Annotated in this window: 18 protein-coding genes; 8 read left to right on the top strand and 10 right to left on the bottom strand. The window is 68.7% G+C overall.

Translation table 11 applies throughout. The features are described 5' to 3' along the window. Positions 1-501: 501 nt before the first annotated feature. Genes maiA through AADI75_RS12640 form a run of 5 tightly spaced genes read right to left on the bottom strand, consistent with a single transcriptional unit; the run spans position 502 to position 4,418 of the window. Positions 502-1,149 (bottom strand): maleylacetoacetate isomerase, encoded by a 648-nt coding sequence (maiA, locus tag AADI75_RS12660; protein ID WP_341209378.1) that lies wholly within the window; start codon positions 1,147-1,149, stop codon positions 502-504. Between the two features lie 39 nt (positions 1,150-1,188). Continuing rightward, positions 1,189-1,425, bottom strand: coding sequence for a hypothetical protein (locus AADI75_RS12655; RefSeq protein ID WP_341209377.1), 237 nt, complete (start codon positions 1,423-1,425; stop codon positions 1,189-1,191). 22 nt (positions 1,426-1,447) lie between these two features. After that, positions 1,448-2,683, bottom strand: a complete 1,236-nt coding sequence (locus AADI75_RS12650) for an adenosylmethionine--8-amino-7-oxononanoate transaminase (protein WP_341209376.1) — start codon at positions 2,681-2,683, stop codon at positions 1,448-1,450. Next, on the bottom strand, positions 2,680-3,303 hold the full coding sequence (gene bioD, locus AADI75_RS12645; protein ID WP_341209375.1) for a dethiobiotin synthase: 624 nt from the start codon (positions 3,301-3,303) through the stop codon (positions 2,680-2,682). The genes AADI75_RS12650 and bioD overlap by 4 nt, the downstream gene beginning before the upstream one ends. After that, positions 3,300-4,418, bottom strand: coding sequence for an 8-amino-7-oxononanoate synthase (locus AADI75_RS12640; protein ID WP_341209374.1), 1,119 nt, complete (start codon positions 4,416-4,418; stop codon positions 3,300-3,302). Before AADI75_RS12640 ends, bioD begins: the two co-directional genes overlap by 4 nt. 109 nt (positions 4,419-4,527) lie before the next feature. Between AADI75_RS12640 and AADI75_RS12635 the strand changes: the two genes are divergently transcribed. Further along, entirely contained in the window at positions 4,528-5,340 is an 813-nt protein-coding gene (locus AADI75_RS12635; RefSeq protein WP_341209373.1) for a DUF4336 domain-containing protein, read from the top strand. 93 nt (positions 5,341-5,433) lie between these two features. Further along, positions 5,434-6,108 (top strand): FadR/GntR family transcriptional regulator, encoded by a 675-nt coding sequence (locus AADI75_RS12630; RefSeq protein ID WP_341209372.1) that lies wholly within the window; start codon positions 5,434-5,436, stop codon positions 6,106-6,108. Between the two features lie 10 nt (positions 6,109-6,118). Here the strand turns inward: AADI75_RS12630 and AADI75_RS12625 are convergent, their stop codons facing one another. The 5 genes from AADI75_RS12625 to AADI75_RS12605 all read right to left on the bottom strand — a co-directional run bounded on the left by AADI75_RS12625 (position 6,119) and on the right by AADI75_RS12605 (position 14,027). Further along, a complete protein-coding gene (locus tag AADI75_RS12625) occupies positions 6,119-7,432 on the bottom strand; it encodes an MFS transporter (RefSeq protein WP_341209371.1) in 1,314 nt (437 codons plus the stop codon). A 307-nt stretch (positions 7,433-7,739) separates the two neighbouring features. Then, positions 7,740-9,494 carry an alpha-amylase family glycosyl hydrolase gene (locus AADI75_RS12620; RefSeq protein ID WP_341209370.1) on the bottom strand — a complete coding sequence of 585 codons (1,755 nt, stop codon included), beginning with the start codon at positions 9,492-9,494 and terminating at the stop codon, positions 7,740-7,742. A gap of 175 nt (positions 9,495-9,669) precedes the next feature. Beyond that, positions 9,670-12,141, bottom strand: coding sequence for a TonB-dependent receptor (locus AADI75_RS12615; RefSeq protein ID WP_341209369.1), 2,472 nt, complete (start codon positions 12,139-12,141; stop codon positions 9,670-9,672). Positions 12,142-12,260: 119 nt separating this feature from the next. Continuing rightward, entirely contained in the window at positions 12,261-13,238 is a 978-nt protein-coding gene (locus AADI75_RS12610; protein WP_341209368.1) for a substrate-binding domain-containing protein, read from the bottom strand. Between the two features lie 99 nt (positions 13,239-13,337). Then, the gene (locus AADI75_RS12605; RefSeq protein ID WP_341209367.1) at positions 13,338-14,027 is read right to left on the bottom strand and encodes a TetR/AcrR family transcriptional regulator; all 690 of its coding nucleotides are present in this window, start codon (positions 14,025-14,027) and stop codon (positions 13,338-13,340) included. A gap of 61 nt (positions 14,028-14,088) precedes the next feature. Here AADI75_RS12605 and AADI75_RS12600 point away from each other — a divergent pair, with 61 nt between their 5' ends. From AADI75_RS12600 to AADI75_RS12575, 6 genes are all read left to right on the top strand, one after another. Beyond that, positions 14,089-15,306: an efflux RND transporter periplasmic adaptor subunit gene (locus AADI75_RS12600; RefSeq protein WP_341209366.1), complete on the top strand. Its 1,218-nt coding sequence runs from the start codon at positions 14,089-14,091 to the stop codon at positions 15,304-15,306. Between the two features lie 6 nt (positions 15,307-15,312). After that, positions 15,313-18,501, top strand: coding sequence for an efflux RND transporter permease subunit (locus tag AADI75_RS12595; protein WP_341209365.1), 3,189 nt, complete (start codon positions 15,313-15,315; stop codon positions 18,499-18,501). A gap of 61 nt (positions 18,502-18,562) precedes the next feature. Next, positions 18,563-20,068: an efflux transporter outer membrane subunit gene (locus tag AADI75_RS12590; RefSeq protein ID WP_341209379.1), complete on the top strand. Its 1,506-nt coding sequence runs from the start codon at positions 18,563-18,565 to the stop codon at positions 20,066-20,068. 66 nt (positions 20,069-20,134) lie between these two features. After that, positions 20,135-20,392 (top strand): hypothetical protein, encoded by a 258-nt coding sequence (locus AADI75_RS12585; RefSeq protein ID WP_341209364.1) that lies wholly within the window; start codon positions 20,135-20,137, stop codon positions 20,390-20,392. A gap of 298 nt (positions 20,393-20,690) precedes the next feature. Beyond that, positions 20,691-22,616 carry a heme lyase CcmF/NrfE family subunit gene (locus AADI75_RS12580; protein ID WP_341209363.1) on the top strand — a complete coding sequence of 642 codons (1,926 nt, stop codon included), beginning with the start codon at positions 20,691-20,693 and terminating at the stop codon, positions 22,614-22,616. After that, on the top strand, positions 22,613-22,971 hold a 359-nt coding region (locus AADI75_RS12575; protein ID WP_341209362.1), incomplete at its 3' end, for a redoxin family protein. The genes AADI75_RS12580 and AADI75_RS12575, both read left to right, overlap by 4 nt.

Here is a 22,971-nt window from a genome sequence, read left to right as displayed (position 1 = left end):
GAAAAGTACCAGCGCATCGCGCAGACGATGGGGCTGCCGCGCGACAACCACTGACGGGCGGGTTCACGCGAAGACGCGAAGCCGCGAAGAGGTGGTGGAAGCACCACGGTGCGGCGCATCCGACAGCTTCGCGTCTTCGCGGCTTCGCGTGAGATCATGTTCGCGCAGAGCACGCAGAGGACGCGGAGAGGTTGCGCCGCAGGCAGGCTCCTGCTCGCCACCGGGATGCCGGTGGTTGCTGCCGCGGACCATCACACCGCGCACCGCCTCTCCGCGCCCTTTGCGTGCTCTGCGCGAACTCAATGATCCACGCGAAGCCGCGAAGCCGCGAAGAGGTGGTGAAAACGGCACGATGCCGCGCACTCGACAGCTTCGCGTCTTCGCGTCTTCGCGCGCAAATATCTCGCGCAGAGGCGCGGAGGCGCAGAGAGGGGGCGTCGTTTCGTGCCTGCCTGCGGCGCCGGGCGGAACGTCTCCGCGCCTCCGCGTGAACGAATAACATCACTCGGCGTCGGGCTGTCGCTCCGGTGCCGCGTCCGCGAATGCCGGGAGCGCCAGACAGGCGGCCTCGATCGCCAGCAACCGCGGCCATTCCGGCGCTACCCCGAAGCGCCGGGCGTTCACCAGCTGCGGGATCAGGCACAGATCGGCGAGCGTCACCGCCTCGCCGAAGCAATACGGCCCTTGCCCGCCTGCGATCAGCGCCGCGCACGCCGCCAGCCCCTCGGCGATCGTGTCGCGCGCCCAGCCGTTGACCGCGGCTTCGCCCAGCCCGGCGGCGCGCAGCCGTTGCAGCACGCGCAGATTCTGCACCGGATGCGTGTCGCACGCGATCACCTGCGCGAATGCCCGCACCTGGGCACGCGCGACCGGATCGGCGGGCAGCAGCGGCGGCGCAGGCACACGCTCATCGAGATACTCGCAGATCGCGAGGCTCTGCGTCAGCACCGCGCCGTCCCATTCGAGCGCCGGCACCAAGCCCTGCGGGTTGATGCGCAGGTAATCGGGCGCACGCTGCGCACCGTGGCGCAGATGGTGGAAGGCGTCGCGCCACGCCACGCGCTTGAGGTTGAGCGCGATCCGCACGCGATAGGCGGCGGTCGAGCGGAAATAGCCGTGCAGCACCGGCACGTCGGGCGTCGCGGTCATGGATCCTCCCCTGTTGCGGGGCAGTCTAGGCGCGCTGCGTCAGTTGCGCAGCAACGGAATGGTCCCCTTGCGCCGCCCCGCGCCGTCGGCCACCTCCCGCAGCGCCGCGGCCTCCATCGCGAGCCGCTGCGCCTCGCCTAACGACAGCGCCTCGCGCGCCTTGGCCTCCAGCGCCGCCGCCCGCTCGCGCGCGATCGCGCGATGGTCGGACCACCAGCCACGCCAGCGACGCCACAGGATCGACGCGACGGAGCGATGGCGGGAAAGATCGTTCATGCTTCCCCAACGCACATCCGCGTTATCGGTGGCGTGCCAACACCTCGGAAATCGCGAAATAGATACGGTCGAGGTCGTCGTCGCCGATGCAATAGGGCGGCATGACGTAGAGCGTGTCGCCCAGCGGCCGCAGCAGCACGTCGCGTTCGCGGAACGCCGCCATCAGGCGCGGCGCGATGTCGGAGAGATAGCCCTCGCCCGCGCCGATCTCGAACGCCGCGATCGTGCCCAGCACACGCGGGTTCCGGATGCCGTCGAGCTTGCCAAGCCGCGCCGCCTGCGCCGCGCCGAGCTGCGCGACCCGCTCCAGCACCGGCTCCTCGCGCCAGATCGCCAGATTGGCGGCGGCGGCAGCGCAGGCGATCGGGTTGGCGGTGTAGCTGGAGGAGTGGAAGAACATCTTTGCGCGATCGGTCGACCAATGCGCTTCGAAGATCGGCTCGCTCGCCATCGTCACCGCCAGCGGCAGCGCCCCCCCGGTCAGCCCCTTCGACAGACACAGGATATCCGGCGCAACGCCCGCCTGTTCGCACGCCAGCAGCGTGCCGGTGCGGCCCCAGCCGGTCATCACCTCATCGGCGATGAACAGCACGCCGTGCCGCGCGCAGATCGCGCGCATCTGCCGCAGCGTGTCGGGCGAATAGAACAGCATCCCGCCGGCGCCGAGCACCAAAGGCTCGACGATGAACGCCGCCGCGCCCGCCGCACAGGCGCGGTCGAGCGCGTCGAGCGTCGCTTGCGCCGCGCCGGCCGCCGGGAACGGGATCGTCTCGACATCGAACAACAGCGGCGCATAGGCGCGGTTGAAGACGCCGCGCTGCCCGACCGACATCGCGCCGATCGTGTCGCCGTGATAGCCATGTTCCATGACGAGGATGCGGTGGCGCGGCTCGCCCTTCGCCAGCCAATAGCCGAGCGCCATCTTCAGCGCGACCTCGACGCTGGTCGATCCCGAATCAGAGAAGAATACCCGCGTCAGCGACGGCGGCATCATCGCGCGCAACCCGGCGGCGACCTCCTCGGCGGGTTCGTGCGTCCAGCCGGCGAAGATCATCTGGTCGAGCCGTTCCGCCTGTGCGCGGATCGCCGCCGCGATCTTTGGGTGCGCATGGCCGTGCGTCGTCACCCACCATGACGAAATCGCATCGATGACGCGTCGCCCGTCGGCAGTGTGCAGCACCGCGCCCTCGCCGCGCACGACGCACGGAATCGGCTCCTGTAGCCCGTGCTGGGTGAAGGGATGCCAGACCGAACTCACCGGAAATCCTCGATATCGAAATGCGCGGCGAAGGCGGCGGCGAGCGTCGCCGCGTTCAGGTCGGCGAGGCGCGGCAACCGCCCCAGCCGGCGGACCTTGCCGATCTCCGCGATCACCGCCTCGCTGTCCTCGACCGCGTCGCCGACGAACGCGACGCCGAGCAGCGGCACCCCGCGCGTGCGCAACGCCTCGATCGACAACAGGCTGTGGTTGATCGTGCCCAGCGCGGTGCGCGCGACCAGCACCACCGGCTGCCCCCAGGCGGCGGCCTGATCCGCGAACGACCACTGCCGGGTCAGCGGCACCAGCACCCCGCCCGCGCCCTCGACGACCAGCGGCGCGTCCCCCGCAGGCAGCGCCAATCGCGCGGGGTCGATCGTCACGCCGTCGATCTCGGCCGCGCGGTGCGGCGAGCAGGGGGTGTTCAGCCGATACGCCTCGGGCAGCACCCGCGCCGGATCGACCCCGAGCTGCACGACGCTGCTCGCATCGCTGCCGTCCGCCAGCCCGGCCTGTACCGGCTTCCAGTAACGCGCGCCGAGCGCGACGGTCAGCGCGGCGGCGAACACCGTCTTGCCGACGTCGGTGTCGGTTCCGGTGACGACGATCGTGCCGGTCATGGCAGCACCTCCTTCAACACATCCGCCAGCGCGGCGATTTCCGCTTCGGTGACGTGGAGCGTCAGCGCGATCCGCAGCCGAGCGGTGCCCGCCGGGACGGTCGGCGGGCGGATACCGCGCACGTCGAAGCCGGCGGCCTGTACCGCCGCGGCGACGCGCATCGCCGCGCGGTCCTCACCGATCACCAGCGGCACGATCTGCGACTCGACGCGCGCGCCGAGCGGGGCGAGCTGCCGCCGCGCCGCGTCGATCAGCGCGTGGAGCGTCGCGCGCCGCCCGGGTTCGTCGGCGACGATGCGTAGGCTTTCGCGCGCCACCGCCGCCCCCAGCGGCGACGGCGCGGTCGAGAAGATGAACGGCCGCGCGCGCGCCACCAGAAAGTCGCGGACGATCGCCGGCCCGCACAGCACCGCGCCCTCGCAGCCCAGCGCCTTGCCGAACGTGTTGAGCGTCACGAGGTTTTCGCGCCCGTGCCACGGCTCTGCCACGCCGCGTCCGTTCTCGCCCCACACGCCGGTGGCATGCGCCTCGTCGACGACCAGCATCGCCTCGTGCCGGTCGGCGACCGCCAGATAGGCGGCGATATCGGTCAGGTCGCCGTCCATGCTGTAGAGGCTCTCGACCGCGATCCACGGCGTGCCGGTGCCGCCGCCCCGGCGCCATGCCGCGATCGCGTCGTCGGCGGCCTGCGCGTCGCCATGCGCCGCCGCGACGGATGCCGCGCGCCCCAGCCGCATTCCGTCGTGCATACTCGCGTGGACCAGCGCGTCGTGGACGATCAGGTCGCCGGGCTGCGGCACCGACGACAGCAAGGCGGTGTTGGCCGCATAGCCGCAGCCGAACGACAGGGCCGACTCCGCGCCGAAGAACGCCGCCGCCTCGGCCTCCAGCGCCGCATGCTCGGCGTCGTTGCCGCGCAACAGCCGCGATCCGCCCGAGCCGAGCGCGACGCCGCGCGCCAGCGCTCCTTGCGCCGCCGCCACCAGCCGCGGCGCGGTCGATAGTGCCAGATAGTCGTTCGACGACAGGTCGATGCCCTGCCGCGGCGCGAGCGTGCGCAGGCGGTCGGCATCGGCGAGCGCCGAAAGATGGGCGCGTTGGGCGACAAGCTGCATCGGCGCGGCTATGCCGCCGTCGGCGCCGCTTGGCCAGTATCCGTGCCACCGATCGCGCTGCTCGGGCGTTGGCGGCTCTCGATCGACGGATGCACAGGGAGGCTCACCCATGGACCGCAACACCAAGATCGCGCTGGGCGGCGCGGCGGTCGCCGCCGGCGCGGTCGCCTGGCTGGCGGCGCGCGAGCGGCGCAGCGACGCGCCGGCCAGCTACCCGCCGCTCGACGTCCCCAAGCCGTTCGGCAAGGATGTATGGATCGTCGACAGCGGCCCGATGATCGCCTCCGGCCTGTCGCTGCCGATCCGGATGACGGTGCTGCGGCTCCCGGACCGCTCGCTGATGCTCCACTCGCCGACGCGTTTCACCCCGGCGCTGGCGGCGGCGCTGGCCGAGCTGGGCGTGGTGCGGCATCTGATCGCCCCGAACATCGCGCACTGGACGCGGCTGCCGGCGTGGCAGCGCGCCTATCCCAAGGCGTTGCTCTGGGCGGCACCGGGGCTTGGCGAGCGCGGGCAGGTCCAGCGCAGCGGATTGCGGATCGACCGCGAGCTGGGCGCGGTGCCGCCGCCCGAATGGGCCGAGGCGGTCGATCAGGGGCAGATCGCGGGCGCGGCGGGGTTCAACGAAATCTGGTTCCACCACCGCGCCTCGCGCACGCTCGTGCTCACCGACGTCGTCCAGCACATGGAGCCCGAACGGCTGCCGCCGATCACCGCGTTCATCGCGCGGCTGAGCGGCGGGGCGTGGGGGACGACGCCGCGCTACCTGCGCCCGGTGCTGCGCTTCGGCGGGCGCGACCTGCGCGCGGCGGTGGCGACGCTGGTCGCGCTCGCGCCCGAGCGGGTGGTGTTCGCGCACGGCCGGCCCTTCACCGAGGATGCCGCGGGCCAATTGCGCCGCGCGCTCGCCTGGGCCGAGTAACCGCGCCTTGCTCCTGCCACGCGCATCCGCCTAAGCTGCGGCATGATAGCGGGGGGAAGCGTGGGAAGAAGCGAGCGGCGCGGGCCGGCGCATGTGACGATCGCGCATGACCTGGGCGTCGCGATCGTCACCGGACGACACCCGGCCAGCGTCACCTTGCCGGGCGAGCTGGAGCTGGCCGAGCAGTTCGGCGTCTCGCGCAGCGTCATCCGCGAATCGCTCAGGATGCTCAGCGCCAAGGGGCTGGTCGAAAGCCGGCCCAAGGCGGGGACGCGGGTGCGCGACCGCGCGCACTGGAATTTGCTCGATCCCGACATGCTGGCATGGATGTTCGAGGGCGCGCCGTCGCTCGATTTCGTGCGCAGCCTGTTCCAGCTCCGCCTGATCGTCGAGCCCGCCGCCGCCGAGCTGGCCGCGCTCCAGCGCAGCGCCGCCGAACTGTCGCGGATGGGGCACGCGCTGGAGATCATGGCGATCCACGGCCTGCGCACGCAGGAGGGGCAGAGCGCCGACCAGCGCTTCCACGCGACGATCCTGCACGCGACGCGCAACGAGCTGCTGGTCAGTCTGTCGAGCAGCATCGCCGCGGCGGTGCGCTGGACGACCTTCTTCAAATATCGCACGCCCGCGCGATATCAGGATCCGATCCCGCTCCACCGCGCCTTGTTCGAGGCGATCGCCAACGGCGACGGCGCGGGCGCGCGCGCGGTGACCGAGCGGCTGATCCGCCAGGCGCAACGCGATACCGAGGTGGCATTGGCGGCGTAAGGGCAGGGCGCTACGCGACCACCCGCGCCCGCGCGCCACGCCCGACCATTACGGTCGCCACCGCACCGACCAGCATCAGCACCCCGCCCAGCACGATCACCCCGCGCGCATCGCCGCCCAGCAGGCTGCGATAGAATAGCGGGATCGACAGGCTCTCGATCATCATCGGGATGACGATGAACATGTTGAAGATGCCCATATACACCCCGTTGCGCGCGGGCGGGATCATGCCGGTCAGCATGATGTACGGATTGCCCATCATCCCCGCCCAGCCGACGCCGATGCCGATCATCGCGACGAACAGCCACCCCTCCGACGGCAAGGCCGGGATCGCCAGCATCGCCGCGCCCGACGCGGCGAGACAGCAGGCATGGACCGCCTTGGCGCCGTATCGCTTCGCCAGCGGCATCAACGCCAGCGCGGCGACGAACGCGACCGCGTTATAGAACGCCCCCAATTGCCCGACCGTCAGCACGGTGTCGCGGAACGCGGCGCTTCCGGGCTCGACGGTGCCGTGCAGCGAACGCGCCAGCGCGAAGGTGATGAACTGCCAATAGGCGAACATCGCATACCATTGGCACAGCATCGCCAGCGCCAGCTGCCGCATCGGCTTCGGCATCTCGACCAGCGCCGTCTTCAGATCGGCGAGCGTCGCGCGCAGCGTCAGCGGCTCCGCCGCCAGCCGCGCCTGCTCCTCGGGCGGGAGCGGCAATTCCGGCACCCGCCACACCGACCACAGGATCGTCGACAGCGACAGCACCGCGCCGATCAGGAAGGCGATCCGGGTGATGTCTGGGATGCCGTTGGCGTCGACCGCATCCTTGTCGAACCCGATCCACACCAGCAGCGACGGCGCGAGATACGACAGCGTCTGCGCCAGCCCGGTGAACGCCGATTGCGTCAGGAACCCGGTCGCGCGTTGATCCTCGGCGAGCCGGTCGCCGACATAGGCGCGATACGGCTCCATCGTCACGTTGTTGGCGGCGTCGAGGATCCACAACAGGCTGGCCGCGATCCATAGCGCGCGGCTGTACGGCATCGCGAACAGGCACAGGCTGCACAGCACCGCGCCGATCAGGAAATAGGGCGTGCGGCGGCCGAGCCGCGTATCGGTCCGATCGCTCATCGCCCCGATCAGCGGCTGGACGAGCAACCCGGTGACCGGGCCTGCCAGCCACAGCAGCGGCAGGCTGGCCTCGTCGGCACCGAGATAGCCATAGATCGGCGCCATATTGGCCTGTTGCAGCCCGAACGAGAATTGCAGCCCGAGGAAGCCGAGGTTCATCTCGACGATCCGGGCCAGCGACAGGCGCGGCTTGCTCATCTCATGGCTCCTGTTTGGGAGAGGCGGGCACCTGTGGAAAGGCGCGGGATGCCTGCCACGCCCCTCCCGTCATTCCCGCAAAGGCGGGAATCCAGAACCTCCGACCTCACCGCAAGAGGCGCGACCGTCGGGTGCGGGGCGAGCATCGCGTGGGCGAAGCACCGGCCAGTCTTCACCTTGCCAGCCACAGACCCTCCGTTCGTCCTGAGCTTGTCGAAGGGCGGGTTGCAGGGCACGTGCTTCGACAAGCTCAGCACGAACGGCGAGGGTGGGGCGGGTGTGGTGCGAGCGTAGCACCGGTCCGCTATCACCCCTCCAGCCACACCACCCCCCAAGCCGGCACCGCATCGACCACCGCGCCGCTCAGCCGATCCCGCCCGGCCTGCGTCACCGCCACCTCACGATCGCCGAAATTGAGAAACACCCGGTCGCGCCCGCACGCAATGCCCAGCAACGCCGCATTCCCCGTCGCGATCACCGTCGGCGCACCCGCCCCACCGCTCGCGATCCGCGCGTCGCGCAGGGCGACAAGGTCGCCGCTGATCCGCAGCGCCGCCGGCGTCTCCAACGCCCACCAATCCATCGCCGGCCGATGAATCCAGCGCCCCTCGTGCGCCAGCTCCGGATCGCCGGCATAATCGTAGTCGTTCAGCAGCCCGGCCTCGTCGCCCATATAGGTCGTGGCGAGCCCGCCACTCGCGATCGACAGCGCGTTGAGCAGCGCGATGCGCCGCAACGCCGCCTCGCGCGCATCATCGTCCTGCGCCGCCTCCAGCCCGGCGAGCGAGGCGAGCGTGCCGTTGGTGCCGTGCAATGCCGCGCCGTCCGACTGGAACGGCACCCCGCGCGCCCAACTGTCGCCCGCGCCGTGCAGGAAGGCGGCGGCGGCGCGCAGTCGCGTCTCGGGCGCCGGGTCGATCGCGCGCAGGTCGCCGAGCACCGCGCCCCAGCCGATATCGTCGTGGCAGCGCGCATAGCTCAGCCAGTTCGCCCCCGACGGCAGCCCGCCGCTCGCCGCGACGATCGCCGCGGGCAGTTGCGCGGATCGCTCCGCCAGCCCGACCCAGCCCGCGACCATCAGCGAATTGTTGTAGACCAGATGGCATTCGGGCTCGAACCCCTCGCCCTCGTCCATCCCGAAATAGGGCGGGACGAACGCGGTGGGCACGATCGCCTCCGCCTTCAGCAAGGTCGCCGGCGCGACGATGTCGAGCGCGGCGCGCAGGGCCCGGACAATATAATGCGCTTGCGGCAGGTTGCGGCACGTCGTGCCCGGCTGCTTCCACAGGAAGGCGGTGCTGTCGAGCCGGAACGCCTCGAACCCGTGATTGGCGAGCCGCAGCGCGACGTCGAGGATCGCAACGAAGACGTGCGGGTTGCGCCAGTTCAGATCCCATTGGAATGGATAGAAGGTCGTCCAGACGTTGCCGCCCATGTCCGGCACATATGTGAAATTGCCCGGCGCGGTGGTCGGGAAGACCTGCGGCAGCTCGGCATTGCGCGCCGCCGCCTCGGCATCGTCGACCACCATGTAGAAGTCGCGATAGAAGGGATCGCCCGCGCGCGCCGCTTTGGCCCATTCGTGATCGTCGGCGGTGTGGTTGAGCGCGAGATCGACGCACAGGCTGATCTTCGCCGCGCGCAGCCGCTCGGCCAGCCGCTCGACGTCCGCCATTGTGCCCAGCAGGGGCTCGATGCTCAGATAATCGGCGACCGCGAACCCGCCGTCGCTGTCGCCCGCGCGCGCCTTGAGCAGCGCGAGGAGGTGGAGGTAGCGCACCCCGAGCGTCTCGAGATGATCGACATGCGCGGTCAGCCCCTCCACCGTCCCGCCGAAGCGGTCGACATAGGTCGAATAGCCGAGCATGTCGGGGCGCACGAACCAGTCGGGATCGGCGACCCGCGCGCTGTCGAGCGCCTGCAACGCGGGCGAACGTTCGGCGGCGCGCGTGCGGAGCAACGTCTCGACCGTCGCCCACAGCGCGTCGCCGTCGTGATCGGGATAGAGCCGCGCCAACTGGCGACGCAGCCGCGGTGCGATCGCCTCGAGGCGCTGCTGCATGGTCATGATCCGCGGTACCCCGTGTCGTCCATCATCTTACCCGTTCGTGGCTCATCACCCGACCCGTTCGTGCTGAGGAGGCATTGAGCGAAGTCGAAATGCCGTCTCGAAGCACAGGTCCTTCGAGACGAGGCTTCGACAAGCTCAGCCTCTCCTCAGGACGAACGGATGTCTGTCAAAAATCGAACCGCACCGACGCCGCGATCGTCCGCCCGTTGATCGACCGCGCCCGCACCAGCTGGTTCGACGGGATCGCGGCATCCTCGGCCTCGGTGATCCCCTTCACGTTGAAGATGTTGTTGGCGTTCAGGTTGAAGCTGATGTTGTCCGCCGCCCGCACCAGCACGAAGCCGTTGACCTGCGTATAGGCGGGCATCTTCAACTGGTTGACCGGCTGCGTGTAGCTGGAGGTGGTGCCGATCACGTTCGCGCCGAAGCTGACGCGGCCGAAATCGAGCTGCGGGGTCGCCTGATAGACGAACGCCGCCTGCCGCTGCGGCCGGTTGCCGTCCAGCGTCGCATCGGTCGCGTCGCTGGTGATCTTCGCATCGGTATAGGTGCCTGCGGCGGTCAGCGAGAACGGCCCGCGGCGGAAGCGACCTTCCAGCTCGACGCCGGTCGCATCGTAGCGGCGGCTGGTGAATTGCTGCTGCGACAGCAGATAGTTGGTTTCCTGCGTCTTGGCGTTGAACACCGTGGCGTAGAGCGCCACCGGCCCGGACGAGAACTTCACGCCGCCCTCGGCCTGCTTGACGAAGTCGTAGGGCTTGGAGCCGTCGACCAGCCCGCCGGTCGTCGTGTCGATCGTCGGCCCGAACAGCAACCGGTCGGCGTTGACGCGCCCGCCGCGGCTGTAGCGCGCGAAGGCGGCGAATGTGTCGCTGAGCCGGTAATTCACGCCCGCCGAATAGGACAGGTAGCTATAGTCATAGTCGATACCGGTGCGGTTGTTCGGGATGAACCCGACCGTCTGCTCGGCGACCGAGAGCACGCCGTCGCCGTTGATGTCCTGCGCGCGCGTCGTCACCGCACCGGGCAGGTCGCCCGCGATGCTGCCCTTGGCCGATCCGAAATCGTAGCGCAGGCTGCCGTCGATGTTCAGCCGCCCGACCTCGAAGCCGAGCTGCGCAAACGGCGCGTTGGTGGTGTAGCGCATGTCGTAGCTGCGGCGGCAGCAATTGCCGAAGAACGACGCCGAATACAGCGTGCCGCCCGCGGTCTGCGACACGCCCGCGGCGTTGCGGATGTCGACCAGCACCGAACGGCCGTCGCCCTGCACGGTCTGGAAGAACGACGTCCACAGCCAGTCGGTCTTCACGTCCTGCCGCGAGTTGTAGATGCCGGCCGCGATCGACAGCGCGCCGCCGCCCAGCGCGACCTTGCCGTTCAGCCGCAGGTCGTTGGTGATGTTGTTCAGGCTCTTCAGGTCGACGTCGAACAGCACGACGCTGGCGAGCAGGCCGTTGCCGCCGACCGTGCCCGGATTGGCGATCCGCTGCCCCGACAGCGGGCCGCTGGCGTAATAGAGTTGCGCGCCTGCGCCGGCGAAGCCGTTGGCGGTGGTCTGCGCATCGCCGACCGCGGCCGGGAAGGGCGAGACGAAGTCGCCCGAGATATCCGAATAGCGGAACCGCTCGGTCACGTTCCAGCCGTCGGCGATCTCATACTGGCCTTCAAACCCGACCGACTTGACGACCGGGTGCATCCCGTCGCCGATGTTGCGGCGCACCGGATTGTTGTTGCCGTCCAGCGTCAGCACCGACCCGATGTAGCGGCTGTGCAGCGTATCCTCGTTGATCGAGAAGCCGGGAATGTTCTGGTACGTCGGATCGCCGTCGCTTCCGGTCACGCGCACCGGGTTGGGCAGGTAGGCGATGCTGCGGTCGTCGAGATATTTGCCGTAGACGCGGACGAAGCCGCGGTCGAACTCGCGCGTGATGTTGGCCTTGATCTGGCCGCCGCGCATCGCGTCATAGCCGACGTCGCGCGGACCGTCACCGAGGCGATAAAAACCGCTCAATTCGTAGCGGGTTTGCGCATCGATGTGTCCGCCATACGCAAAGTCGGCCCTATATTCGCGATAGTCGATGCCCGAGGAGAGCTGGAACGAGCCCCCGTCCTGCTCGCCGGTCTTCGAAATGAAGTTGATGATGCCACCGGGCGAGTTGCTCGCGAACGTCGACGCCGATCCGCCGCGCACCGACTCGATCCGCGCGAGCGACAGATCGTTACGGATGAAGATATCGGCGTTGCCGAAGATGATATCGCCGAACTCAAGGACCGGCAGGCCATCTTCCTGCAATTGCAGGAACTTCGAGCCGCCCGACGCGACGGGCAGGCCGCGCACCGAGATATTGGCATTGCCCTCGCCGCCCGACGCCTCGACGCGGACGCCGGGCAGATTGCGCAGGATTTCCGCGGTGTTACGTGGCGGAATCTTGGCGGTCAGGTCGGCGTCGAGCGAGCTGACCGACACTGAGGTGTCCAGCCGGTTGCGCCCCTGCGCCACCCCGGTGACAACAATGTCTTCGGAAACAGTCGCTTCGGTCGGGTCAGCGGCCGCATCGGCCTGCGGGACTTGCGCGTGCGCCGCACCGGCGATCAGCAACGCGGGGATTGAGGCGAGCAAGCGGAAACGCAGCGTCATCACGAAAACCTCTCCTGAGCAGCCGTCCTTTCCGAACAGCCTGATGTCAGCGACATACCAATGCTGCAATCGATTGCAAAGATGTTTCTGCAAACGATTGTGGTGTGGAGCCGGACGTGTCAGGCGGAGGCGCGAATGATCAGTTCGGGGGGGACGATCGCGCTAGTCGCGGGCTCTCCCGCGATCCGGCGGAGCAGCGTTTCGACCATCAGCCGGGTGCCCGTCACCAGATCCTGTCGGATCGTCGTCAGCGGCGGTGACGTATGCGCCGCCAGCGTGACATCGTCATAACCGACCACCGCGACTTTGCCGGGGACGTCGAGCCCGGCCTCGGTCAGCGCGCGCAACGCGCTCATCGCCGCGACATCCGAGGCGGCGAAGATCGCGTCGGGTGCGTCGCCCTGCGCCAGCCGCGCGCGCACCGCGGCATGAACCGCATCGGGGTCCATCTCGCACGACAGCACCTCTACCGGCGTCGTCGCGGCTGCGTCCCGGAACCCGGTCAGCCGATCCGCAAACTCGGGAGGGGCGGGATCTCCGAGGAATAACAGCCGGTTGCGGCCTAGCCCGAGCAGATGCGTTGCCGCGATCCGGCCGCCAAGGATATTGTCCGACCCGATCGTCAGATGCTTTTGCCCCGGACGATTGACCCCCCAGACCACCAGCGGCGCATAGCGCGCGGCCACGCGCTCGATCGTGTCATATTGGTCCGACTGCCCGACCAGCAGCACGCCATCGACGCGTCCGCTGTCCACAAGCCGGTCGAGCCACTCGTCATTCTCGGGCAGCACGCGCGACAACAGAATGTCGTATCCGCGATCTACCAGCAGGTCGGCGAGAAAACCCAGCAAGCTGAGGAAGAACGGGTCGGTCAGATGCTGGGTGCGCGCATGGCCTAGCGGCATGGCGAGCGCGATCGCGCCGGTGCTGCGCATCCGCAAATTGCGCGCGAGCTGGTTGGGGCGAACGCCATGTTCGCGGGCCAGCGCGCGGATGCGCTCCTGCGTGGTCTTGCTGACCGACGGGTGCCCCGACAGCGCGCGCGACACGGTCGCGGTCGAAACCCCTGCCATCGCTGCCAGATCGGCCAGCTTCATCGCCGTTGCCACCCCGTCATGTCCCCGCTTTGTTCGGATGCCTCATAGTCGGTCGGCGGCGCGTCGCAACGTGGGTCATGGTCGCGGTTCGCGCGCGGTTCAGCCCTGATCGCGCTCGATCGCGGCGATCTCGCTGTCGATGAAGGCCATCAACAGCTTGAGCACTTCAGGATCGGTGCAGCGCGCGTTCATCAGGCGCCGCTGGCACATCCCCCCGGCCATGATGAGGATCGACTCGCCCAGCCGTGCGAGCCGCCCCTCGTCGCGCGCCGCCGGCACGATGATCTTCAACGCGCGCACCAATTGCCCGCGCAGCCTATCGTCCATCGCATCGAAGATCTCGGCGATCCGCTGATTACGGTTCGCCTCGGCCATGATCTCGGCGATCAGTCGCGTATCGTTGAGTTCGTTGCACGCGATGAAGCGCGCGATCCAGTCGCGCACCATCGAGCGATCGGAGGTGCAGCGTGCCGCACAAAGTTCGTCACCGGCCAGAAACTCGTCGAGATCGTGCTCGACCAGCGCGGCGACGATCGCCTCCTTATTGGCGAAGTCGCGATAGATCTGCCCGACCAATACGCCCGAGCGTTCCGACAGTTTCGCCATGCTTGTCGCGTGGAAGCCGTGCTCGGCAAAAAGTTCCCGCGCCGCCTGAACTATTTTTGCACGACGTGCGTTTGCTTTCCCGCTCCGGTCGCGGGCGAAGGTGGTGTCGGTGTTCGGACACCCTTCTTTACAGTCCTGTATCAATTCGCGCCGACCATGTTCTTCCCAGCTTGACGCTGCCACCTCTTCGCAGTAGCAGCAATCGTGAGTGAGCGATCACTCACACACTTCATAAGAGATGTCCATGCCGAAAATGGGGCCGAAAACGGGGTTCGCGGTCGCCGCGATGATGCTGGCGCCGCTTGCCGCCTGCGGTGGCGGGAACGAGTCGCAGCAACAGCAGCAACAGGGGGCGGGCGGGCCCGCGGCCGGGCCGCCGCAGGTGAGCGTCGTGACGGTGCAGCCACAGGCGGTGACGCTGACCAGCACGTTGCCGGGGCGGACGACCGCCTTCGAAACCTCCGAGGTGCGGCCGCAGGTCAACGGCCTCGTCACCGCCCGCCTGTTCACGGAGGGCGATTATGTCCGCGAAGGGCAGCCGCTCTATCGCGTCGATCCACAGCCCTATCAGGCGCAGGTCGCCAGTGCGCGCGCCGCGCTGGCCCGTGCGCGTGCCGCGATCGCCTCGAGCGCGGCGCTCCAGCGCCGCTATGGCGAGCTGGTCAAGATCAACGCGATCGCGCGGCAGGACTATGAGAATGCCGTCACCACCGCCGCACAGGCGCAGGCGGATGTCGCCGCGCAGCAGGCGGCGCTGCGCTCGGCGCAGATCGACCTGGCGCGGACCACGATCCGCGCGCCCATTTCGGGTCGAATCGGGCGTTCGGTGACGACCACCGGCGCATTGGTGAGCGCGGCGCAGACCAATCCGCTGACCACGATCCAGCGACTCGATCCGATCTACGTCGACGTCTCGCAATCGAGCGCCGACCTGCTGAAGCTGCGTCAGCAGCTCGCCGCCGGCGATCTGTCGCGCGGCGGCACCGCGGCGCGCGTCCGGCTGCGGCTGGAGGACGGTTCGGTCTATCCGATCGAGGGCAAGCTGCAGTTCGCCGACGTCAGCGTCGACCCGAACACCGGTACCCAGACGATCCGCGCGCTGTTCCCGAACCCGAAGGGGCTGTTGCTGCCCGGCATGTACGTCCGCGCCGAGCTGGTCGAGGGAACCAAGAGCGACGCGATCATGGTGCCGGTGCGTGCGGTGACGCGCGACGAGCGTGGCAATCCCAGCGTGATGGTCGTCGGTGCCGATGGCAAGCTCCAGCCGCGCCAGCTCACCACATCGCGCACGATCGGCGAGAACTGGCTGGTCACCGCCGGGCTGAACCCGGGGGACAAGGTGGTGATGGAAGGCGCGATGATGCTGCGCCCGGGCATGGCGGTGAAGGCCGTGCCCTACAACCCGAACGCCGCGCCTGCGCAGGGGCAACAGCCGCAGGGCCAGCAGGCTCAGGGAAAGTAACGCCGCATGTCGCGCTTCTTCATCGACCGGCCCATCTTCGCATGGGTCATCGCCATGGTGCTGATGCTGGCGGGGATCATCGCGATCCGCAGCCTGCCGATCGCCCAGTTCCCCGAGATCGCGCCGCCCGCGGTCGCGATCACCGCCAATTATCCGGGCGCCGACGCCGAGACGCTCGAGCGCACCACCACGCAGATCATCGAGCAGCAGCTCAAGGGCATCGACAATCTGCGCTATTTCTCGTCGTCCTCGTCGTCGGCCGGTATCGTTACGATCACGCTGACCTTCGAGCAGGGCACCGACCCCGACATCGCGCAGGTGCAGGTCCAGAACAAGCTGCAGGCCGCGACCCCGCTGCTGCCGCAGGAAGTGCAGCGGCAGGGCATTCAGGTGACCAAGTCGGCGGCCAGCTTCCTGGCGGTCGTCGGGCTCGTCTCCACCGATGGGTCGCACAGCAACAACGATCTGGCCGACATGGTCGTGTCGAAGTTCCAGGATCCCGTCAGCCGCATCAACGGCGTCGGCGAACTGCAGGTGTTCGGTTCGCAATATGCGATGCGCATCTGGCTCGATCCGCTCAAGCTCAACAATTACGCGCTGACCGTCGCCGACGTGACCGCGGCGGTGCAGGCGCAGAATGCGCAGGTTTCTGCCGGGCAGATCGGCGCACAGCCCGCGCCCAAGGACCAGATGCTCAACGCGACCGTTTCGGTCCAGTCGCGGCTTCAGACCCCCGAGCAGTTCGGCAACATCCGGCTGAAGACCGGGACGGAAGGGTCGGTCGTCCGGCTGCGCGACGTCGCGCGGATCGAGATCGGGGCCGAGAATTACGGCTTCGATGTGCAATATAACGGCAAGCCGGCTTCGGGCTTCGGCGTCAGGCTGGCGGCGGGCGCGAACGCGCTCGACACCGTCGACCTGCTGAAGGCACGCGTGGCGGAGATCGGCAAGACGCTGCCCCCCGACGTGAAGGTCATCTATCCGTACGACATCACGCCGTTCGTGCGGCTGTCGGTGGAGCAGGTGATCCACACGCTGATCGAGGCGGTGGTGCTCGTCTTCCTGGTCATGTTCCTGTTCCTCCAGAACTGGCGCGCGACGCTGATCCCGACGATCGCGGTGCCGGTGGTGCTGCTCGGCACCTTCGCGGTGATGGCGCTGGCCGGCTACACGATCAACACGCTGACGCTGTTCGGCATGGTGCTGGCGATCGGCCTGCTGGTCGACGACGCGATCGTCGTCGTCGAGAATGTCGAACGCCTGATCGTCACCGAGCATCTTTCCCCGAAGGAAGCCGCGCGCAAGTCGATGGACGAGATCAGCAGCGCGCTGGTCGGCATCGGCCTCGTGCTGTCGGCGGTGTTCCTGCCGATGGCGTTCTTCGGCGGGTCGACCGGCGTGATCTATCGCCAGTTCTCGATCACGATCGTCTCGGCGATGGTGCTCTCGGTGGCAGTCGCGTTGATCCTGACCCCGGCGCTCTGCGCGACGATCTTGAAGCCGCACGATCCGGACAAGAAGGAGGGCACCGGGCCGTTGGCGCGCTTCTTCCGCTGGTTCAACGACAAGTTCGACCGCGCGCAGCATCGCTACGAGGGCGGGGTGAAGAGCACCGCACGCCACTGGAAGCGCTCGCTGCTCGTCTATCTGCTGATCGTCGCGGGGATGGCGCTCGTCTTCATCCGGTTGCCGTCGGGCTTCCTGCCGGACGAGGACCAGGGCTTCGTGATCGCGCTGGTGCAGGGTCCGGCGGGCGCGAGCACCGCCCGCACCGACAAGGGGCTGGCGATCACACGCGACCACTTCCTGAAGCAGGAGGGCAAGAACGTCCAGGGCGTCTTCACGATCAACGGCTTCAGCTTCGCGGGTCAGGGGCAGAACACCGGTCTCGTCTTCGTCAACCTGAAGCCGTGGGAAGAGCGTTCGGGCGGCGACAATCGCGCGCAGGCGATCGTCGGCCGCGCGATGGGCGCGCTGTCGCAATATAAGGACGGCCTGATCTTCGCGCTGATCCCGCCGGCGGTGCAGGAGCTGGGCAATGCCACCGGCTTCGACGTGCAGCTGGTCGACACCGGCGGCATCGGGCACGAGAAGCTGGTGCAGGCGCGCAACATGATGCTCGGCATGGCCGCGCAGGACAAGCGGCTGGCGCAGGTCCGCCCGCTGAGCCTGGAGGATGCGCCGCAGCTCAAGGTGAAGATCGACGAGGACAAGGCGCGCGCGCTCGGTCTCGATCTGTCGGCGGTCAACACGACGATCGCGACCGCGTGGGGCGGCGGCTACATCAACGACTTCATCGACCGTGGTCGCGTGAAGCGCGTCTACGTCCAGAACGACGCGCCTTATCGTATGTCGCCGGAGGATGTCGGTGAGCTGTATGTCCGCAGCGCGAACGGCCAGATGGCGCCGTTCACCGCCTTCTCGACGCTCGAATGGGCCAATGCGCCGGTTTCGTTGACCCGCTACAACGGGCAGCCGGCGATGCAGCTTCAGGGCTCGCCGGGACCGGGGCAGAGCACCGGCGCCGCGATGGAGGCATTGCAGGAGATCCATGCGAAGCTGCCCCCGGGCACGACGCTGGAATGGACCGGCCTGTCCTATGAGGAACGGCTGTCGGGCGGGCAGGCGCCGGCGCTCTACGGGCTGTCGCTGCTGATCGTCTTCCTGTGCCTTGCCGCGCTGTACGAAAGCTGGTCGGTGCCGATCTCGGTGTTGCTGGTGGTCCCGCTTGGCATCATCGGTGCGGTGCTGGCGGCGTGGCTGACCGGGCTGAACAAGGACATCTACCTGCAGGTCGGGCTCATCACCACGATCGGCGTGTCCGCAAAGAACGCGATCCTGATCGTCGAATTCGCCGAAGAGCGGATCGCCGAAGGGATGAGCGCCTTTGACGCGGCGGTGGAGGCGGCCAAGCTGCGCCTGCGCCCGATCCTGATGACCAGCCTCGCCTTCGTGTTCGGCGTGATGCCCTTGGCGGTGTCGACCGGCGCGGGTGCCGGTGGCCAGAATGCGATCGGCCGCGCCGTGGTGGGCGGTATGTTGTCCGCGACGGTGCTGGCGATCTTCTTCGTGCCGATGTTCTTCGTCGTCGTGCTGCGCCTGTTCGGGCACGGCAAGGACGAAAATAAGCCGCACGACGACGCGCCCGCCCATGACGATCATCCCACGGGCGACACCGCCCCTCAGGGAGCCTGACGTGAAGAGTTCCACGATCCTCGCCGCGCTGGCGCTGACCAGCGCGCTCGCCGGGTGCAACATGGCACCCAAATACGAACGCCCGACCGGCGCGGTGCCGGTCGCCCTGCCAGAGGGTGGCGTGTACCCGCGCGCTGCCACCGACGCACCCGACGTGACGCAGATCGGCTGGCGCGACTTCTTCCTCGATCCCCGGCTGCGGCAGGTGATCGAGACGTCGCTGGCCAACAACCGCGACCTGCGCGTCGCGGCGGCCAACGTGCTCCAGGCGCGCGCGCAATACCGCGTCCAGCGTTCGTCGATCGTGCCGAGCACGGGCGTCACCGGCTCGGCCACCTATACCAACAACCTGTTCGGCGCGATCGGCGCCGCAGGTGCCGGCACGAGCGGCGGCACCGGGACGGGAACGGGTACCGGGATCGGCACGGGTACTGGCACCGGCACCGGCACGGGCGGCACCGGCGGCGGCAGTGGGGCCGTGGCGGGTGGGGCAGTCGGCGAAAGTTCGTCGAACATCCAGTTCTATTCGGCCAATGTCGGCTTCTCGGCGTTCGAGCTCGATCTGTTCGGGCGCGTCCGCAACCTGAACCGCGCAGCGCTCGAGCAATATTTCGCGACCGAGGAAGCGCAGCGCAGCGCGCGGATCAGCCTGATCGCCGAAGTGGCGAGCGCATGGCTGCAACTCGCCGCGGATCAGGAGCAGCTTCGGCTGAGCCGCGAGACGCTCAAGACCTTTGAGGAGACGGTGCGCCTCACCAGCGCGCAGTTCCGCATCGGGGTCGCCTCCGAGCTGGAGGCGCGTCAGGCCGAAACCAATTATCAGGCCGCGCGCAACGACATCGCTACCCTGACCGCGCAGGTCGCGCGCGACCAGAATGCGCTCAACCTGCTGGCCGGTACCACCGTCGCGGCGGAGCAGCTGCCCGATTCGCTCGGCACCGTCGCCTTCACGCGCGACGCGCTGCCCGGCGACGTGTCGTCGGCGGTGTTGCTGCGCCGTCCCGACGTCTTACAGGCGGAGCACCAGTTGATCGCGCAGAACGCCAATATCGGCGCGGCGCGCGCGGCCTTCTTCCCGCGCATCTCGCTGACCGCGACGATCGGCACGATCTCTACCGCTTTGTCGGGGCTCTTCGGCGGCGGTACGTTCAACTACAATGCCGCGCCGTCGGTGCAGCTGCCGTTGTTCGACGGCGGACGCAACGCCGGCAATCTCGATTACGCCAAGGCATCGCGCGAGGCGGCGGTCGCCACGTACGAGAAGGCGATCCAGACCGCCTTCCGCGAGGTCGCCGACGCGCTGGCGCAGCGCGGCACGATCGGCGAGCAGCTGTCCGCGCAGGGCGCGCGCGCCAACGCGGCGTCGGTGGCGGCGCGGCTGTCCGACGCGCGTTACCGCGCCGGGGTCGACTCGTTCCTGACCTCGCTCGATGCGCAGCGTACCGCCTATTCGGCGCAGCAGCAGCTCGTGACCACCCGGCTGACGCAGGCGAACAACCTGATCGAGCTTTACCGCGCGCTGGGCGGTGGTTTGGCGGGCGAGGTGCCCGCGACGGCCGATCGCTAAGGCCCCTTGCGTCCGGTGGTGATCGGCGTACCCTGTCGTGGAAAAGACGACGGAGAGGATTGGGCCATGGTCACCCCGGACGCGCGCGCAGGCGAAGAAAGCCTGGTGATTCTCCAGACATTGCTGTGCGTGCTGCGCGAGAAGAACGTGCTGTCGCGCGCCGATGTCGAGACATTGTGCGAACGCGTCGCGATGCGCGCCTCGGCGGCGGAGCGCGATCCCATGCCGTGCTGCGCCGAGGCGACCCGCGCTGCGGCGACCGAGATGGCGCGGATCAAGGATTACATCGGCCAGCATTATGGCGGAAAGCACCGCCGGCTGTAACGCGCGTCGTCGCCGTTGCGTCATTCCCGCGAAGGCGAGAATCCAGAACCTCCGACGTCGGCGGCTCTCTCGAAAACTTGCGCGTCTGGATTCCCGCCTTCGCCGAAATTAGAGAGGGGCTGGTGGCGATGGGTGGAACCCAAGCGGCTGTCGCCGAGGACTTGATCGGGGCCCCGCTCCACAGCAGCAAAGAAGCGGGGTCGGGGATGACGGCGGGCGTGACGAAAGCCGCGAACGTCTCGACGCGCCCCCGCCAACCGGCGTAAGGCGGGCGGGTGATTCACCAGCGTTTTCCCGCATGACCGCCGAAACCGGGCTGGCCGCCCTCTGGCTCGCCGCCGCGCTCGCCGCGTTGCAGGTGTTGCTCGGCGTCCTCGCGCTGCGGCGCGACCTGCCGCAGGCGGTCGGCGCGATCCGCGCGGTCGCGATCGTGCAGGGCGCGCTCGCCACGGTTGCGATGGGCGCGCTGATCCGCGCTTTCCTCGACACCGATCTGTCGGTCGCGCTGGTCGCCGCCAACAGCCACTCGATGAAGCCGTGGCTGTACAAATTCGCGGGCGCGTGGGGCAATCACGAAGGTTCGATGCTGCTGTGGGTGACGATCCTCGGCGTCGCCGGCGCGGCGGTCGCGAGGTTCGAACACCGCCTCGCACAGCCGACCCTCGTCGCGACGCTGGCGGCGCAGGCGGCGATCGCGCTCGGCTTCTATGCCTTCCTGCTGTTCGCCTCCAATCCATTCGCACGGCTCAACCCCGCGCCGCCCGACGGCGCGGGGCTCAACCCGCTGCTGCAGGACCCAGGGCTCGCCTTCCACCCGCCGACGCTCTACGCCGGCTATGTCGGGCTGTCGGTCGCCTTCTCCTTCGCGGTCGGCGCGCTCGTCACCCGCGATGTCGGGCCGGCGTTCGCGCGCGCGATGCGGCCGTGGGTGCTGGGGGCATGGATTTTCCTGACGCTCGGCATCACCGCGGGCAGCTACTGGGCCTATTACGAGCTGGGCTGGGGCGGCTGGTGGTTCTGGGACCCGGTCGAGAATGCCAGCGTGATGCCGTGGCTTGCCGCGACCGCCCTGCTCCATTCGGTGACGGTGCTCGCCACCCGCGACGGCCTGCGCGCGTGGACGGTGATGCTGGCGGTCGTCGCCTTTTCGATGAGCATGATCGGCACCTTTCTGGTCCGCTCGGGCATCCTCACCAGCGTCCATGCCTTCGCGGTCGATCCGCGGCGCGGGAGCTTCATCCTGGTACTGCTGCTGCTCTATATCGGCGGCGCGCTGGCGCTGTTCGGCGCGCGGGTCGGCACCGTCCGGCAGGGCAAGCTGTTCGAGCCGTTCAGCCGCGAGGGATCGCTGGTTGCCAACAACCTGTTGCTGGCCGTGATCCTCGGCATCGTGCTGATCGGCACCTTCTATCCGATCGTCGCGGCGGCGTTCGATATCCAGCTGTCGGTCGGCCCGCCGTTCTTCGATGCGACCGCCGGGCCGATCGCGCTGCTGCTGGTCGCGGTGATGGCGGTCGGGCCGTTGCTGCGCTGGCGACGCGACGAAACCGAAGCGTTGATCCAGCGCGCCTTCCCCGCGATCGCCGCGGCGCTGTTCGCCGGGGTCGGCGTGTTCCTGCTCGGTGGGCCGATCGGCGTGCTGCCGCTGGCGGGGGTCGCGCTTGCCGCCGGACTGGCGGTGGCAAGCGTCGCGCCACTCGCCAAGCGCAACCTCGCACGCGCGCCGCTGCACCTCTGGGGCATGGTGATCGCGCACCTCGGGATTGCGGTGTCGCTGGCGGGGATGGCGATCAGCACTGCCTATACGCAGGAGACCTTGCTCGCGGTCGGGGTCGGCGATCCGGCGCGGATCGCAGGTTATACCGTCCGGCTGGAGGGCGTGCGCCCGCTGGTCAGCGACAATTGGAGCGCGCTCGAAGGGCGGCTGGCGGTCACCGACGACAGCGGCGCGCGCTTCGTGCTGCGCCCGCAGGTCCGCTATTTCACGACGCCGGTGACGACCACCAACGAAAGCGCGATCGCAACGATGTGGAACGGGCAGCTCTATACCGTGCTCGGTGCGCTCGGCGACGACGGGCGCTGGCAGGTGCGGCTGTGGTGGAAGCCGTTCGTGACACTGATCTGGCTGGGCGGGGCGATGATCGCGATCGGCGGCGCGCTGTCGCTGGTCGGGCATCAATACCGGCTGTGGCGGACGCGGCAGCGTGCGGAGGCGTACGCGTGAAGCGCTGGCTGGTGTGGCTGCCGCTCTGCGCCTTCGGTCTCGTCGTCGCGGTGATCGCCTGGGGACTGTGGCAGCCCGCCGACCGCACGGTGCGCTCGGCGCTGGTCGGGCGGCCGCTGCCCGACTTCGTCCTGCCCGCGATCGCCCCCGGTAAGCCCGGCCTCGCAAGCGCTGACTTCAAACAGGGCAGCCCGCGACTGCTCAACGTGTTCGCGAGCTGGTGCGTGCCGTGCGTCGCCGAGGCACCGCAATTGCTGACGCTCAAGGCCGCAGGCGTGCCGATCGACGCGATCGCGATCAAGGACACGCCCGGCGACGTCGCCGCCTTCCTGCGCCGCAACGGCGATCCCTATGC

The organism is uncultured Sphingomonas sp. (assembly GCF_964021865.1).
In the GTDB taxonomy this organism is placed as follows: Bacteria; Pseudomonadota; Alphaproteobacteria; order Sphingomonadales; family Sphingomonadaceae; genus Sphingomonas.
The sequence above is the reverse complement of the archived record's forward strand: the minus strand, read 5'-3'. Positions and strand labels throughout refer to the sequence as shown.

Coding starts and splice junctions, on each gene's coding strand:
- AADI75_RS12600 (WP_341209366.1), top strand. CDS start 14,089: ATGCCGAAAATGGGGCCGAAAACGGGGTTCGCGGTCGCCGCGATGATG.
- AADI75_RS12655 (WP_341209377.1), bottom strand. CDS start 1,425: ATGAACGATCTTTCCCGCCATCGCTCCGTCGCGTCGATCCTGTGGCGT.
- bioD (WP_341209375.1), bottom strand. CDS start 3,303: ATGACCGGCACGATCGTCGTCACCGGAACCGACACCGACGTCGGCAAG.
- AADI75_RS12640 (WP_341209374.1), bottom strand. CDS start 4,418: ATGCAGCTTGTCGCCCAACGCGCCCATCTTTCGGCGCTCGCCGATGCC.
- AADI75_RS12620 (WP_341209370.1), bottom strand. CDS start 9,494: ATGCAGCAGCGCCTCGAGGCGATCGCACCGCGGCTGCGTCGCCAGTTG.
- AADI75_RS12595 (WP_341209365.1), top strand. CDS start 15,313: ATGTCGCGCTTCTTCATCGACCGGCCCATCTTCGCATGGGTCATCGCC.
- AADI75_RS12625 (WP_341209371.1), bottom strand. CDS start 7,432: ATGAGCAAGCCGCGCCTGTCGCTGGCCCGGATCGTCGAGATGAACCTC.
- AADI75_RS12590 (WP_341209379.1), top strand. CDS start 18,563: ATGGCACCCAAATACGAACGCCCGACCGGCGCGGTGCCGGTCGCCCTG.
- AADI75_RS12580 (WP_341209363.1), top strand. CDS start 20,691: ATGACCGCCGAAACCGGGCTGGCCGCCCTCTGGCTCGCCGCCGCGCTC.
- maiA (WP_341209378.1), bottom strand. CDS start 1,149: ATGACCGCGACGCCCGACGTGCCGGTGCTGCACGGCTATTTCCGCTCG.
- AADI75_RS12610 (WP_341209368.1), bottom strand. CDS start 13,238: ATGAAGCTGGCCGATCTGGCAGCGATGGCAGGGGTTTCGACCGCGACC.
- AADI75_RS12615 (WP_341209369.1), bottom strand. CDS start 12,141: ATGACGCTGCGTTTCCGCTTGCTCGCCTCAATCCCCGCGTTGCTGATC.
- AADI75_RS12635 (WP_341209373.1), top strand. CDS start 4,528: ATGGACCGCAACACCAAGATCGCGCTGGGCGGCGCGGCGGTCGCCGCC.
- AADI75_RS12585 (WP_341209364.1), top strand. CDS start 20,135: ATGGTCACCCCGGACGCGCGCGCAGGCGAAGAAAGCCTGGTGATTCTC.